Annotated in this window: 7 protein-coding genes and 4 pseudogenes; 3 read left to right on the plus strand and 8 right to left on the minus strand. The window is 61.5% G+C overall.

Annotated features, from left to right (window positions below):
• Nucleotides 1-5 precede the first annotated feature (5 nt).
• The gene (gene recG / locus N7E02_RS25150) at nucleotides 6-2,111 is read right to left on the minus strand and encodes an ATP-dependent DNA helicase RecG (RefSeq protein ID WP_286580391.1); all 2,106 of its coding nucleotides are present in this window, start codon (nucleotides 2,109-2,111) and stop codon (nucleotides 6-8) included.
• Nucleotides 2,112-2,201: 90 nt separating this feature from the next.
• On the opposite strand from recG, the pseudogene N7E02_RS25155 reads away from it, so the two are divergent.
• Nucleotides 2,202-2,524: pseudogene (locus tag N7E02_RS25155) on the plus strand (FAD assembly factor SdhE).
• Nucleotides 2,521-6,038 (plus strand): annotated as a pseudogene (gene mfd / locus N7E02_RS25160) (transcription-repair coupling factor). The pseudogenes N7E02_RS25155 and mfd overlap by 4 nt, the downstream one beginning before the upstream one ends.
• Before the next feature lie 193 nt (nucleotides 6,039-6,231).
• On the opposite strand, the gene N7E02_RS25165 reads toward mfd, so the two are convergent.
• The 3 genes and pseudogenes from N7E02_RS25165 to N7E02_RS25175 form a co-directional block, all read right to left on the minus strand.
• Nucleotides 6,232-7,170, minus strand: a complete 939-nt coding sequence (locus tag N7E02_RS25165) for a DMT family transporter (protein WP_286580393.1) — start codon at nucleotides 7,168-7,170, stop codon at nucleotides 6,232-6,234.
• A gap of 20 nt (nucleotides 7,171-7,190) precedes the next feature.
• Nucleotides 7,191-7,862, minus strand: a complete 672-nt coding sequence (locus N7E02_RS25170; protein WP_286580395.1) for a DsbA family oxidoreductase — start codon at nucleotides 7,860-7,862, stop codon at nucleotides 7,191-7,193.
• Nucleotides 7,863-7,897: 35 nt separating this feature from the next.
• Nucleotides 7,898-9,701 (minus strand): annotated as a pseudogene (locus N7E02_RS25175) (extracellular solute-binding protein).
• A 278-nt stretch (nucleotides 9,702-9,979) separates the two neighbouring features.
• Here N7E02_RS25175 and N7E02_RS25180 point away from each other — a divergent pair.
• Nucleotides 9,980-10,624, plus strand: a complete 645-nt coding sequence (locus tag N7E02_RS25180) for an invasion associated locus B family protein (RefSeq protein ID WP_286580396.1) — start codon at nucleotides 9,980-9,982, stop codon at nucleotides 10,622-10,624.
• Between the two features lie 83 nt (nucleotides 10,625-10,707).
• Here the strand turns inward: N7E02_RS25180 and hspQ are convergent, their stop codons facing one another.
• From hspQ to N7E02_RS25200, 4 genes and pseudogenes are all read right to left on the minus strand, one after another.
• A complete protein-coding gene (gene hspQ, locus N7E02_RS25185) occupies nucleotides 10,708-11,037 on the minus strand; it encodes a heat shock protein HspQ (RefSeq protein WP_286580397.1) in 330 nt (109 codons plus the stop codon).
• A gap of 84 nt (nucleotides 11,038-11,121) precedes the next feature.
• Nucleotides 11,122-12,045, minus strand: a complete 924-nt coding sequence (locus N7E02_RS25190; RefSeq protein ID WP_286580398.1) for a DMT family transporter — start codon at nucleotides 12,043-12,045, stop codon at nucleotides 11,122-11,124.
• 132 nt (nucleotides 12,046-12,177) lie between these two features.
• Nucleotides 12,178-13,588 (minus strand): annotated as a pseudogene (gene glnA / locus N7E02_RS25195) (type I glutamate--ammonia ligase).
• 50 nt (nucleotides 13,589-13,638) lie between these two features.
• Entirely contained in the window at nucleotides 13,639-13,977 is a 339-nt protein-coding gene (locus tag N7E02_RS25200) for a P-II family nitrogen regulator (RefSeq protein WP_003515720.1), read from the minus strand.
• Nucleotides 13,978-14,097 lie beyond the last annotated feature (120 nt).

Raw genomic sequence — 14,097 nt, forward strand, 5'->3', positions numbered from 1 at the left:
CCCAATCATCCGGCCCGCAGAAAGCGGATCGCCTCGTCGCGGCGATGCAGATAGAGCAGCGCACGCACTGCTTCGCCGCGTTCGCTCGTCAGGTCCGGGTCGCGATCCAGCAGATAGGTCGCATCCTTGCGGGCGATCTCAAGCAGGTCAGCATGGGCCGCGAGGCTGGCGATCCGGAAACCCGGCGTGCCTGACTGGCGGGTGCCGAGCAACTCGCCTTCACCCCGTAGTTTCAAATCTTCCTCTGCGATCAGGAACCCATCCTCGCTGTCGCGCAGGATAGAAAGCCGCGCATGGCCGGTCTCACTGAGCGGTCCTTTGTAGAGCAGGATGCAGGTCGACGCCTCGTCGCCACGGCCCACACGGCCGCGCAGCTGGTGAAGCTGCGCAAGCCCGAACCGTTCCGCATGCTCGATCACCATGATCGTCGCATCCGGCACATCGACACCCACTTCGACAACGGTGGTCGCTACCAGCATGCGGATCTCGCCGCTCTTGAACGCATTCATCACCGCGTCCTTCTCCGGCCCTGCCATCCGCCCATGGACGAGGCCGACATTCTTCGCGCCGAGCTCGCGTGCCAGAACCGCATGCCGCTCTTCGGCAGACATCAGTTCAGACACATCCGACTCTTCGACGAGCGGGCAGATCCAATAGGCCTTCTTGCCCTCGGCAATCGCGCCTTTCAGCCGCCCGACGATATCGCCGATCCTTTCGGTCGGCACAGTGACGGTCTGGATCGGCTTGCGTCCTGCCGGCTTCTCGGTGAGCTTGGAGACGTCCATGTCGCCAAAGGCTGCAAGCACCAGCGTGCGCGGGATCGGCGTCGCGGTCATCACCAGCATATGCGGCGAGATGCCCTTCGCCGTCAGGCGCAGTCGCTGATGGACGCCGAAACGGTGCTGCTCGTCCACTACTGCCATCATCAGGTTGGCATAGCTGACCGTATCCTGGAAAAGCGCATGGGTGCCGACGATGATCTGCGCTTCGCCGGATGCAATGCGCTCGACGATGGCATCACGTTCACGCCCCTTGGTTCGGCCGGTCAGCAGTTCGACAGAGACACCGGCAGCGCCTGCAAGCTTCGAGATCGTCGAAAAATGCTGGCGGGCGAGGATTTCCGTCGGCGCCATCAACACCGCCTGGCCTCCGGCCTCGACCGCTGCCGCCATGGAGAGCAGCGCCACCAGCGTCTTGCCCGCGCCGACATCGCCCTGCAACAGGCGCAGCATCCGGTCTTCACCGGCCATGTCCTTGATGATGTCGTCGATGGCAGCCGTCTGGCTCGGCGTCAGTGAAAAGGGCAGGGCGGCCACGATCTTCGCTGCAAGATCTCCCTTCACCCTTATCGGCTGGCCCGGCACCTTGCGGATCTTCTGTCGCACCAGCGCCAGCGACACCTGACCGGCGAGGAATTCATCGTAAGCCAGACGTCGCCGTGCCGGCGCGTTCGGGTCTATATCCTTCTCGTCTTCCGGCTGATGCAGGCTGCGGAAGGCGTCTGCGACCGACGGAAAACCCTGTTTCTGCGTCAGCGCCGCATCGGCCCATTCGGGAAACTCCGGCAGCCGCTCGACGGCGCCTTCGATCACCTTGCGCAAGGTCTTCGGCGAAAGACCGGCAGTCAGCGGATAGACCGGCTCGACCAGAGCCAAGTTCTGCGCTTCCGACACTTTCACCATGAAATCCGGATGGATCATCGAGGCGCGGCCGTTGAACCAGTCGACCTTGCCGCTTACCAGCACCTGTTCGTCGACGGGCAGTGACTTCGACAGCCAGTCGCCCTTGGCGCGGAAGAAGGTCAGCGCCAGCTCGCCGGTCTCGTCATGCAGGAAGACGCGATAGGGCTGGTTGGTGCCGCGCGCCGGCGGCTGGTGGCGGTCGACACGTCCCTCGATGGTGACGATCGATCCTTGCGGCGCAAGCGCGATCCCCGGCCGGTTGCGCCGGTCGATCAGCGAGAAGGGCGCATGGAAAAGCAGATCGACGACGCGGCAATCCTCCACATCCTCTCGACCCGTCACTTTTACGATCAGGTCGGCAATCTTCGGGCCGACACCGGGCAGCGACGAGACGGAAGCGAAGAGCGGATCGAGTATGGCTGGGCGCATGGCTGGCTAAATGGGGCAAGTTTTGGCCATTTGGCAAGGTGACGGGAGCCGAAAACAATCCTATATGAACCGCAAAACAGGGACACGACCATGACAGGACTGGCGCGCACCAGCGCGGATCTCGACCCGCGCCGCAGGCGCATCCTCTATCGCTGCTGGCATCGCGGCATTCGCGAGATGGACCTCGTCTTCGGCTCTTTCGCCGAAGCGGAGATTTCCAACCTCTCGGATCACGAACTGGACGAGTTCGAGGCGATCATGGGCGAGGACGATCACGACCTGCATGCCTGGATCACTGGTGCAAAGCCTCTGCCCGAAGATCGTGACACCCTCTGTTTGCCCGCGTCGCCGCCTACAAGCCGGATTTCGATCCTGTCACCGAAGCCTCGCTGAAAGAGAAACTCGGCCAATGATGTCCGGATTCGATGCCAAGAAGATCGCGGCCGCGAGCCAGCCGCTGACCATCGGCAATGTGCCTCCAGGCATGGAGCCGATGCTGCTGGCCGAACTGGCGCGCTCCGGCCAGTCTGTCGCCTATGTGCTTTCCGACGGCCAACGCATGCCAGATCTGGAGCAGATGCTCTCCTTCGTGGCGCCCGAAATCCCGGTTCTTTCCCTGCCCGCCTGGGACTGTCTGCCCTATGACCGCGTCTCGCCCAGTGCCGATGTCTCCGCTCGGAGACTGTCCGCATTGTCCGGCCTGATATCCCATGCGAAAAAGCCGCATCCGGCGATCGTGCTCGTCACGGTCAACGCCATGCTGCAGAAGATCGCGCCCGCCGAGATCATCGAGAGCCTCGCATTCTCGGCAAAACCCGGCAACCAGATCCGTATGGACGACATCGCCGCCCGCCTTGAGCGCAATGGTTTCGACCGCGTCTCGACCGTGCGCGAAGTCGGCGAATTCGCCGTGCGCGGCGGCATTCTCGATGTTTTCGTCCCCGGCACGGAAGAGCCGGTGCGCCTCGATTTCTTCGGCGATACGCTCGAAAGCATCCGCTCGTTTGATCCCGCCAGCCAGCGCACCACCGGCCAAGCCCGCTCGCTCGACCTCAACCCGATGAGTGAAGTGACGCTGACGCCGGATACGATCAGCCGTTTCCGCAAGAATTACCTGTCGCTCTTCGGCGCCGCCACCCGTGATGACGCGCTCTATCAGGCCGTTTCCGAAGGCCGCCGTTATGCCGGCATGGAACACTGGCTGCCGCTCTTCTACGACAAGCTGGATACTGCCTTCGATTATCTCGCCGGCTTCCGCATCGTCACCGATCACACGGCCCGCGAGGCAGCGGCCGAACGCTCCAAGCTCGTCATAGACTATTTCGAGGCTCGCCGCGATCAGGGCAGCGCCGGCAAGGGCGCCGCCGCGCAGTCCACGCCCTACAAGCCGGTCTCTCCCGGCCAGCTCTATCTCGACGGCAAGGCCTTTGCCGCAGCGCTGGATGAAGCGGCCGCCCTGCGTCTCACCCCGTTCAACGAGATGGATGCCTCGGGTCGCCCGGTGGTGACACTCGACGCCCATACAGGCCCGCGCTGGGCGAAAAGCCAGGCGGAAGCCAGCGCCGATACGCAGGATCGCGATGAGCGCACCAACGTCTTCGATCTCGTCGTCAAGCATATCGCCGACAAGCGCGCCGAAGGCATCAAGGTTCTCGTCACCGGCTGGTCCGCCGGCTCGCTCGACCGCCTCTTGCAGGTTCTCGACGAACGCGGCCTGAAGCGCATCAAACAGATCGAAAAGCTTGCCGATCTCGACAAGCTCGAAAAAGGCGAGGCGGCCTCCGCCGTCATGAGCCTCGAAGCCGGGTTCGAGACCGGCAATATCGCCGTCATCGGCGAGCAGGATATTCTCGGCGACCGCATGGTCCGCCGCGGCAAGCGGCGCAAGCGCGGCGCCGATTTCCTCACCGAAGTCGCCGGCCTCGACGAAGGCTCGCTCGTCGTCCATGCCGAACACGGCATCGGCAAGTTCGTCGGGCTGATCACCATCGAGGCGGCCGGTGCGCCGCGCGCGTGTCTCGAACTGCATTATGCCGACCAGGCTAAGCTCTTCCTGCCGGTCGAAAATATCGATCTTCTCTCCCGTTACGGCTCGGATGCGGCGGAAGCCAATCTCGACCGCCTCGGCGGCGGTGCATGGCAGGCCCGCAAGGCCAAGCTCAAGAAGCGCCTGCTCGACATGGCGGGCGATCTCATCCGCATCGCTGCCACCCGCATGGTCCGCAAGGCGCCGGTTCTCGCCACGCCCGAAGGGCTTTATGACGAGTTCGCCGCCCGTTTCCCCTATGACGAGACGGAAGACCAGGAAAACGCCATCGAATCCGTCCGCGAGGATCTCGCCGCCGGCCGTCCGATGGATCGCCTCGTCTGCGGCGATGTCGGCTTCGGCAAGACCGAAGTCGCGCTGCGCGCCGCTTTCTTCGCCGCCATGAACGGCGCACAGGTGGCTGTCGTCGTACCGACCACGCTTCTCGCCCGCCAGCATTTCAAGACGTTTTCCGAACGGTTCCGCGGGCTTCCGATCCGCATCGCTCAGGCCTCACGACTCGTCTCGGCCAAGGAACTGGCGCAGACCAAGAAGGATCTGTCTGAAGGCAAGGTCGATATCGTCGTCGGCACCCATGCTCTGCTCGGCACCGGCATCCAGTTCGCCAACCTCTCGCTCCTTATCATCGACGAGGAGCAGCACTTTGGCGTCAAGCACAAGGAACGCCTGAAGGACCTGAAGACCGACGTCCACGTCCTGACGCTGTCGGCCACCCCGATCCCGCGCACCCTGCAGCTGGCCATGACCGGTGTGCGCGAACTGTCGCTCATCACCACCCCGCCGGTGGACCGCATGGCGGTCCGCACCTTCATCTCGCCGTTTGACCCGCTGGTCATCCGCGAGACGCTGATGCGCGAGCATTATCGCGGCGGCCAGAGTTTCTACGTCTGCCCGCGTCTTGCGGATCTGGCGGACATTCAGGCCTTCCTCCAGTCCGACGTGCCGGAACTGAAGGTCGCGGTCGCCCATGGCCAGATGGCGGCGGGCGAGCTGGAAGACATCATGAATGCCTTCTACGACGGCAAATATGACGTGCTTCTCTCCACCACCATCGTCGAATCCGGCCTCGATGTGCCGACGGCTAATACTTTGATCGTCCACCGCGCCGACATGTTCGGTTTGGCCCAGCTCTACCAGCTGCGCGGCCGCGTTGGCCGCTCGAAGGTGAGGGCATTCGCGCTCTTCACCCTGCCGGTCAACAAGACGCTCACCCAGATGGCCGAACGCCGCCTCAAGGTGCTGCAGTCGCTCGACACACTCGGCGCCGGCTTCCAGCTGGCAAGCCACGACCTCGATATCCGCGGCGCCGGCAATCTCTTGGGGAGGAACAGTCCGGCCATATCAAGGAAGTCGGCTTCGAACTCTACCAGCAGATGCTGGAGGAGGCGGTTGCCGAAGTGAAGGGCGAGGACGAGATCGTCGACACCGGCTGGTCGCCGCAGATCTCCGTCGGCATCACCACCATGATCCCGGAAAACTACGTGCCGGATCTGCATCTGCGCATGGGCCTCTATCGCCGCCTCGGCGAAGTGCAGGAACTGGCGGAAATCGACGGCTTCGGCGCCGAAATGGTCGACCGCTTCGGCCCCATGCCGCCGGAGGTCCAGAACCTCTTGAAGGTCGTCTACATCAAGTCGCTCTGCCGCAAGGCGAATGTCGAAAAGGTGGATGCCGGTCCAAAGGGCGTCGTCATCGCCTTCCGCGACAAGCAGTTCCCCAACCCCGCCAATCTCGTCGGCTATATCGCCAAGCAGGGCTCGCTCGCCAAGATCAGGCCGGACCAGAGCATCTTCCTCAACCGCGACCTGCCGACGCCAACCAAGCGACTTGCCGCTGCGGCGCAGATCATGACGCAGATGGCGGAACTGGCGAAGGGCTGAGGTTCAAGATCGTCATCCTCGGGCTTGTCCCGAGGATCTGCTACGAGCGATCCCGGGTGCAACACGAGAGGTTCAGTTTGTGGGCGAACCGGATGCGCTTCGGCGCGATCAACGTAGACCGTCGCGTCGGATTACCTCTTGAGGTGATTAGATGCTCGGGACAAGCCCGAGCATGACGGTGGGTGGCTCGCTCTTAGCGCTGTTCCCCATCTTCCGGCGCGATCACCGCCGCGGCCTGCGCATCCGTTCCAACCGCTGGCGGCAGTGGTGTGCCGCGAACCCGTTCGCGCACCAGCGTCAGCATGCCCGAACCGATGATCAGCACGATCCCTGCCAACATCCACGCATCGATGCCATCGCCGAACACGAGATAGCCGAAGGCGACAGCCCACAGCATCTGGCTATATTGTATCGGGCCGATCATCGAGGCCGGGACATAGGCTGCGGCATACATGACCAGGATCGCGGCCAGCGCCGCAAGCAGGCCATAGCCGGCGAGCCAGACCCATTGCATCGCCGTTGGCGCCTGAAAACCGGGCAGCGCCAGCGCGCCGCAGACGATCAGCGTACCGAGCACGCCGGCACCATAGAGCGAGATGTTCTTTTCCGATGGCCCCATGGCGCGAAACACGACGATCGAGATCGCGCCGCTGAGGCCTCCGAAAACCGCACCGAGATGGCCGATCGACAACTCACGAAAACCCGGGCGCAGCACGACCATGACGCCGATGAAGCCGATGACGACGGCCGCCCAGCGCCGATACCCGACCTGCTCCTTCAGAAAGATCACCGACATGATGGTGACGAAGGACGGCAGGAGGAAGATCAGCGCGAAGGCCTCGGCCATCGAAAGGTGGGTAAAGGCCGTAACGCTGCCGATCGTGCCGCCGGCCTGGGCGATAAAGCGCAGCAGCCAGAGCGGGCGATTGGTGGTGCGGACGATATCGCTCCAGCGATCACCGGCTTTCATGATGAAGGGCAGGCCGACAATGCAGAAGACAGCGCCGAGGAAGGAGGACTGATAGGGGCTGAGCTGCCCTTCGATGAGCTTCACGCTCGCATCGCTCCACGCATAGGCGGCGAAGGCCGCAAAGGCGAGGAGCACACCCTTGAGTGTCTGGTCTTTTTGCACGGACGTGGCTTTCGAAAGGTTCAGAGCATGCCCTTGCGGGCTTCGGCCTTGAGTTTGGCAATTTCACGAAGGGCATTGGACAGCACGTCCGGCGTCTGGGCGCCGCTGATGGCATACTGTCCGTCGACGATGAAGAACGGTACGCCGTTGACGCCCATCTGCTGTGCGGCGTCGATCTCGCCAAGCACCGTATCCTTGTCCGCATCGGTCGCCAGCAGGCTTTCGACGACCTTGCGGTCCATGCCGCCTGCTTCGGCAATATCGGCCAGCACCGCGTGGTCGCCGATATTGCGGCCCTCTTCGAAATTCGCCTTGAACAGAGCCGTCGCCACGCGATCCTGGATCTCGCGACCCTCGACACCCGCCCAGTGCAGCAGGCGATGGGCGTCGAGCGTGTTCGGCCCGATCTTGATTGCCGCGAAATCATAGTGGATGCCGACTTCCGCACCGAGCTGCGTCAGCATCTCGTGGCCGCGCGCAACCGCCTCTGCTCCGCCGAGTTTCGCCTCCAGATAGGCCTTCTGGTCGACGCCGTCCGGCGGGATATCCGGATTGAGGCGATAGGGGCGCCAGTTCACGTCGACGCCGATCTCGTCCTGAACCTCCGCGATCGCGAGTTCCAGCCGGGCCTTGCCGAGATAGCACCAGGGGCAGACGACGTCCGAGACGATGTCGATGGTGACGCGCTCCATGGCAATATCCTTTGATCTAGAGAATTCTGGCGGGCCTACTTTGCCCGGCTGTCCCACCAGGTGTTGAGCTGGTAGCCGTAGAGCGGCAGGGTTTCGGGATAGCGTATGTAGCTGCGCCGCGCCACCCACTGATCGGCGACATGATAGAGCGGCACCATGTAGTGACCCGAAAGCAGCAGCCGGTCATAGGCACGGACCGATGCCTGGAAATCCTCGTCGCCGCGCACCGAAAGCATCGTCTCGATCATGCGGTCGATATCGGGATCGGCGGTGCCGGCGAAATTGAAGCTGCCCTGTCTGTCTCGCGAGGCCGAGCCCCACCGGCCGATCTGCTCGATGCCCGGCGACAGCGACGAGGGGTAGGACTTGACGATCATGTCGTAATCGAAGGCGGCGGAACGCTGCTGATACTGCGCATCGTCCACCGTGCGGATCCGCATGTCGACGCCGATCAGCCTGAGTGTCCGCTGATAGGCGATGGCGAGCTTCTCCTGGTCGATGCTCTGCGTCATCACCTCGAAGGAGAGCGGCCGTCCGGCATCGTCGGACATGCGACCGTCCTTGATTCGGTAGCCGGCTTTGCCGAGAAGATCGACGGCCTGTTTCAGCACGTCGCGGTCGACGCCGGAACCGTCCGTCTTGGGGACGCTATATGTCCCGTCAAGCATGCCGGGTTCGATACGGGCCTTTGCATCGCCTAGCAGTTTCAGTTCGCGCTCATCGGCCGGCTTGCCGAGCGAGGTGAGGGAGAGCCCTGCCAGAAGCTTTCGGTCCGGGTATAGGCGTTCTCGAACAGGTTCCTGTTGGCCCATTCGAAATCGAAGGCGAGCGACAGCCCCGCGCGGACATTGATGTCGGCAAACAGTGGCCGGCGCGTGTTGAAGACGAAGCCCAACATGCCTGTCGGCAATTGCGGAACGAAGGCATCCTGCACCACATCGCCGTTTCTCACGGCGGGGAAATCATAGGCTCTTGCCCAATGGGTCGGGCTGCCGTCGAGATAGATGTCGAGCGCGCCCTTCTTGAACGCCTCGAACATCGTGCTTTCCTGCAGGAAATACTCGACCGAAATCCGGTCGTAATTGTCGAAGCCGACCTTGGCCGGAATATCCTTGCCCCAATAATCCGGATTGCGCTCGTAAACGATGCGCTCGCCCGGCGAAACCGATTTAATTCGGTAAGGCCCCGATCCAATCGGCGGCTTCAGGGTCGACTGATCGAAGGTTGCGGCATCGACCGCATGCTTCGGCAGGATCGGCGTGGAACTTGCGAGAATCAGGGAAATTCCCGGTCGACCTTGTCGTTGAAAGTGAAGCGGACGCTTCTTTCGCCGACCTTCTCCATCTTCTCGACGGGCGTAAGACGCGTCGAAAACGGAATGCGGCCCTTTTCCTTCAAGAGTTCGAAGGTGAAGATCACGTCCTGGGCGGTCACCGGCTGGCCGTCCGACCATGTTGCCTTGGGGTTGAGATTGAACTGGATGAAGCTGCGCTCGTCGTCCATCTCGACGCTTTCGGCAAGCAGGCCATAGAGTGTGAAGGGCTCGTTGCTCGAACGCGTCATCAGCGGTTCGTAGAGAAGGTGGCCGAAGATCGTGTCCCACAGACCGCGAGCGGTCGTGCGCATGCTTTTCAGGATGAACGGGTTCAGGCTGTCGAACGTGCCGACGACGCCGTAGCGCACCGCGCCGCCCTTCTTCGCGGCCGGGTCGACATAGTCGAGATGGCGATAATCCGCAGGCAGGTTCGGCGTGCCGTGCATTGCGATCCCGTGCAGCGGTGCCGCGGCGAGGGACAGCGGCATCAAGGCCGCGATCAAGAAGATGGAAAGACGCCTCATGAGAACCCTGATACGCATCGCTGATTCGCTGCAAATTATCCCAGTCTATGCCTGCGACCAACCATCAGGACCATACAAAAACATGGCATTACTAGCGGTATCTGCGTTCAAATCTGTAATGAGGGGCTGGATATCGAAACTATGGCGATGTAACAGGTGGGTTACAGAGCGGGTCATTCAAATGCCTCATTTGAATCTCAGGTGACACATCAGTAGGACGCCCCGAGGCGTGGAAGGCATCAGCCCCATGCGAGGGTTTTCAGGAGACGGATCTCGTTATGAATCTTAAGGCTACCAAAGTTTTGCGGACCGCTATGTCCGCTCTGGCTATGACCATCGGCGCGGCTTCTGCGCCCGTCGTGGCATCTGCACAGGAAGCTGCGGCGCAGGCTCCGGGCGCTCCGCCGCTTGGCTGGTTCAAGACCTGCACCAAGCAGGATGACAGCGACCTCTGCGTCGTCCAGAACGTCATTCTCGCACAGAACGGCCAGCTCATCACCGCTGTCGGCCTGATCACCATCGAAGGCAAGGTCAACCGCAAGATCCTGCAGGTTTCGGTTCCGACCGCACGTCTCGTGCCCCCGGGCATCGTCATGCAGATCGACGGCGGCAAGGGCCAGAAGCTCGACTACACCGTCTGCCTGCCGGACAAGTGCACCGCCGAAGTTCCGCTGACCGATCCGATGATCGCCAGCCTCAAGAAGGGCGGCGAAGTCGTCTTCACCTCGATGAACTTCCGTCGTGCGCCGAACCCGATCAAGGTTTCGCTGAACGGCTTCACCGGTGCCTTCGACGGCCCGGCGATCTCTCAGTCGCAGCTCGCCGAAAGCCAGCGTTCGCTGGAAGAAGGCATGCAGAAGAAGGCCGAGGAAGCCCGCAAGAAGCTCGAAGAAGCCCAGAACGCTGCCAAGCAGGGCCAGTAATCAAGATCTGCCGCAAGGCAAAGAAGAAGCCCGGGTTCGCCCGGGCTTTTTTGTTTTTATGAGTTCTGTTTCGAACGACTACATCAGTGGGCGAGGATCATCCTCGGTCTGAGCTGGCCGCCATTGCGCGGTTCGAAGATCTGGTAGACCTGAGGATTGCGGAGTGGTTCTTCACTCTCGTCGTGCTCAAGGTTCTGCTCCGAGACGTAGGCGACATATTCGCTTTCATCATTCTCAGCGAGAAGATGATAGAACGGCTGGTGCTTGTCCGGGCGGATTTCAGCGGGGATCGCATTGTACCATTCATCGGTATTGGCAAATTCCGGATCGACGTCGAAAATGACGCCACGGAACGGAAATACCTTGTGACGGACAACTTCCCCGATCGTGAATTTTGCATGTGTCTGTTTCATGGTGCGATGTCCTTTCGCAACATAAGGTGGGAATAAAGTCCGCCTGGATCAAGATGTAGTTGCACTGTCTCCCGAGCGGGGCGATCAACCTGTGTTACGCCGGGCGCCGCCGCGTGAAGCGAGTATGACGCCGCCCAGTACAAGGACAATGCCTACCGCGTGATAAGGTTCGAATGCCTCGTCAAGAAAGATGACGGCCATGACGATCGAGAAGGGCGGCATCAGGTAAAGGGTGACGCCCGCAGTTGCCGGCCCGAACACCCGCACCACATGCTGGAAGCAGAAGAAGGCAGCGAGCGACGCGAAGGCCACCATGCCGGCGATCTTCCACCAGTCCATCGCGCTGTCGGGAACCGCGCCGCCGTTGAAGACCTCGATGGCGGTCGGCGGCAGCAGCACCAGCGCGCCCGAAAGCGCGATGATTCCGAACAGCGCCATCGGCCGCAATGTCTTCAGCGCTGGGCTTTTAAGCAGGATCGAGTAGACGGCGAATGCGACGGCGGCGATGAGAATGCCGAAATCGCCGATGTTGAACTGCATCGCCAGCAGTGCCGATGGATCACCGCGCACCACGATCGCGATGACCCCGGCAAATGCGACTGCCATGCCGGCAAATTCGAGCGCGCCGATGGCGCGGCGGGCAAACAGCCACTGGAACAGGATGATGAACAGCGGGGACGTCGTGTAGATCAGCGTGCCATTGGCCGCCGTCGTGTACGTCAGCGACCAGTAGACCACGCCGCCGCATATGCCCATGCCGAGCCCGCCGAGCAGCAGCCACAGCCAGAAATGCCGGCGCGTGAAGGCGAAAGCGGCCTCTCTGTCTGCATAGATGAAGGGCAACATGACGAGGGTCGAGCCGGCCCAGCGCAGGAAAGCAGTCGTATAGGGCGCCACGTCGCCGATAATGCCCCGGCCGAAGATGATATTCGTGGAGAAGAACACCGGCACCAGCAGGAAGATCAGCCAGTCGACAGGTCGTGGTGTTGGGCTGTTCGAAGAGGACACGAAAGATCCAGAAGCGGGAGCGATGTTTCGAGCGGGCTGACGAGCCGAGACCCACTGATTAAAAGTCAGTTGCTCTTGAATGAGAAACGGCGGGCAAGGCCCGCCGCAACTCGTTTGAAGGATAATCCAGGATCAGGCCGAGTAATACATGTCGAATTCGACCGGATGCGGCGTCATTTCGTAACGCATCACTTCGGTCATCTTCAGTTCGATATAGGCATCGATCTGATCGTCGTCGAACACGCCGCCAGCGGTGAGGAACTTGCGATCCTTGTCGAGGCTTTCGAGCGCTTCGCGCAGCGAACCGCAGACGGTCGGGATCTTCTTCAGTTCCTTCGGCGGCAGATCGTAGAGATCCTTGTCCATGGCCTTGCCGGGATGGATCTTGTTCTTGATGCCGTCGAGGCCGGCCATCAGCATGGCGGCAAAGCCGAGATAGGGGTTCTGCGTCGGATCCGGGAAGCGGACTTCGACGCGCTTTGCCTTCGGGCTGGAGCCGAACGGAATGCGGCAGGAGGCGGAACGGTTGCGGGCCGAATAGGCGAGCAGGACCGGTGCCTCATAACCCGGGACGAGACGCTTGTAGGAGTTCGTCGTCGGGTTGGTGAAGGCATTGATCGCCTTGGCATGCTTGATGATGCCACCGATATAGAACAGGCAGCTTTCCGACAGGCCGGCATATTCGTCGCCTGCGAAGGTCGGCTTGCCGTCCTTCCAGATCGACTGGTGCACGTGCATGCCCGAGCCGTTGTCGCCATAGACCGGTTTCGGCATGAAGGTTGCCGTCTTGCCATAGGCATTGGCGACCTGGTGCACGACATATTTGTAGATCTGCATCTTGTCAGCATTGCGCACCAGCGTGTCGAACTTCACGCCGAGTTCGTGCTGCGCAGACGCAACCTCGTGGTGATGCTTTTCGACGACGACGCCCATTTCGGTCAGAACCGTGAGCATTTCCGAGCGCATGTCCTGCAGGCTGTCGACCGGCGGAACCGGGAAATAGCCGCCCTTGACGCGCGGACGGTGGCCGAGGTTGCCGGTCTCGTAGTCGGTATCGTCGTTGGACGGCAGTTCCGACGAGATCGAGCTTGAAGCCCGTGTTGTACGGGTCGGCCTTGTACTTGACGTCGTCGAAGACGAAGAATTCCGGTTCCGGACCGACATAGACGGTGTCGCCGATACCCGACGCCTTGAGATAGGCTTCCGCCTTCTTCGCCGTGCCGCGTGGGTCGCGGTTATAGGCCTCGCCCGAGATCGGGTCGAGAATGTCGCAGAAGATGACCATGGTCGACTGGGCGAAGAACGGGTCCATGTGGACCGTCGCCGGATCCGGCATCAGCACCATGTCGGACTCGTTGATCGCCTTCCAGCCACCGATCGAGGAACCGTCGAACATGACGCCGTCTGCGAACATGTCCTCGTCGACGGCGGAAATATCCATCGTCACATGCTGCAGCTTGCCGCGTGGGTCGGTGAAGCGAAGGTCAACGAACTTGACGTCGTTTTCCTTGATTTGTTTCATGATTTCGCTTGCGCTCGTCATTACAGGTTCCTCGATTTCAGTAACGATGTGAACGGTATCGCCGAGCCGGCCTAAATCGCGTCTACACCCGTCTCGCCTGTGCGGATACGGATGACCTCCTCGACGTTCGACACGAATATCTTGCCGTCGCCGATCCGTCCAGTCTGGGCGGCGTTGCGAATGGCTTCAATGACGGCCTCGGCGTTTTCGTCCGCCAGGACGACTTCCACCTTAACCTTCGGCAGGAAGTCCACGACATATTCGGCGCCGCGATAAAGCTCCGTATGGCCCTTCTGCCGCCCGAAGCCCTTGGCTTCGGTTACCGTGATCCCCTGCAGGCCGACTTCCTGAAGGGCTTCCTTCACTTCGTCGAGCTTGAAAGGTTTGATGATCGCTTCGATCTTCTTCATGAGAAATGTTCTCTCCGCTTCTCCCCGTGGCAGGTCTCCACCCGCGCAGCGGTGCCAATGCAGATATCGTGCCAAACTAATGTTCGGCAATCAAAAGGATATTCCGGTTTTGCACCAGAT

This window comes from Terrirhizobium terrae, from assembly GCF_030323265.1.
Classification (GTDB): Bacteria; Pseudomonadota; Alphaproteobacteria; order Rhizobiales; family Rhizobiaceae; genus Neorhizobium.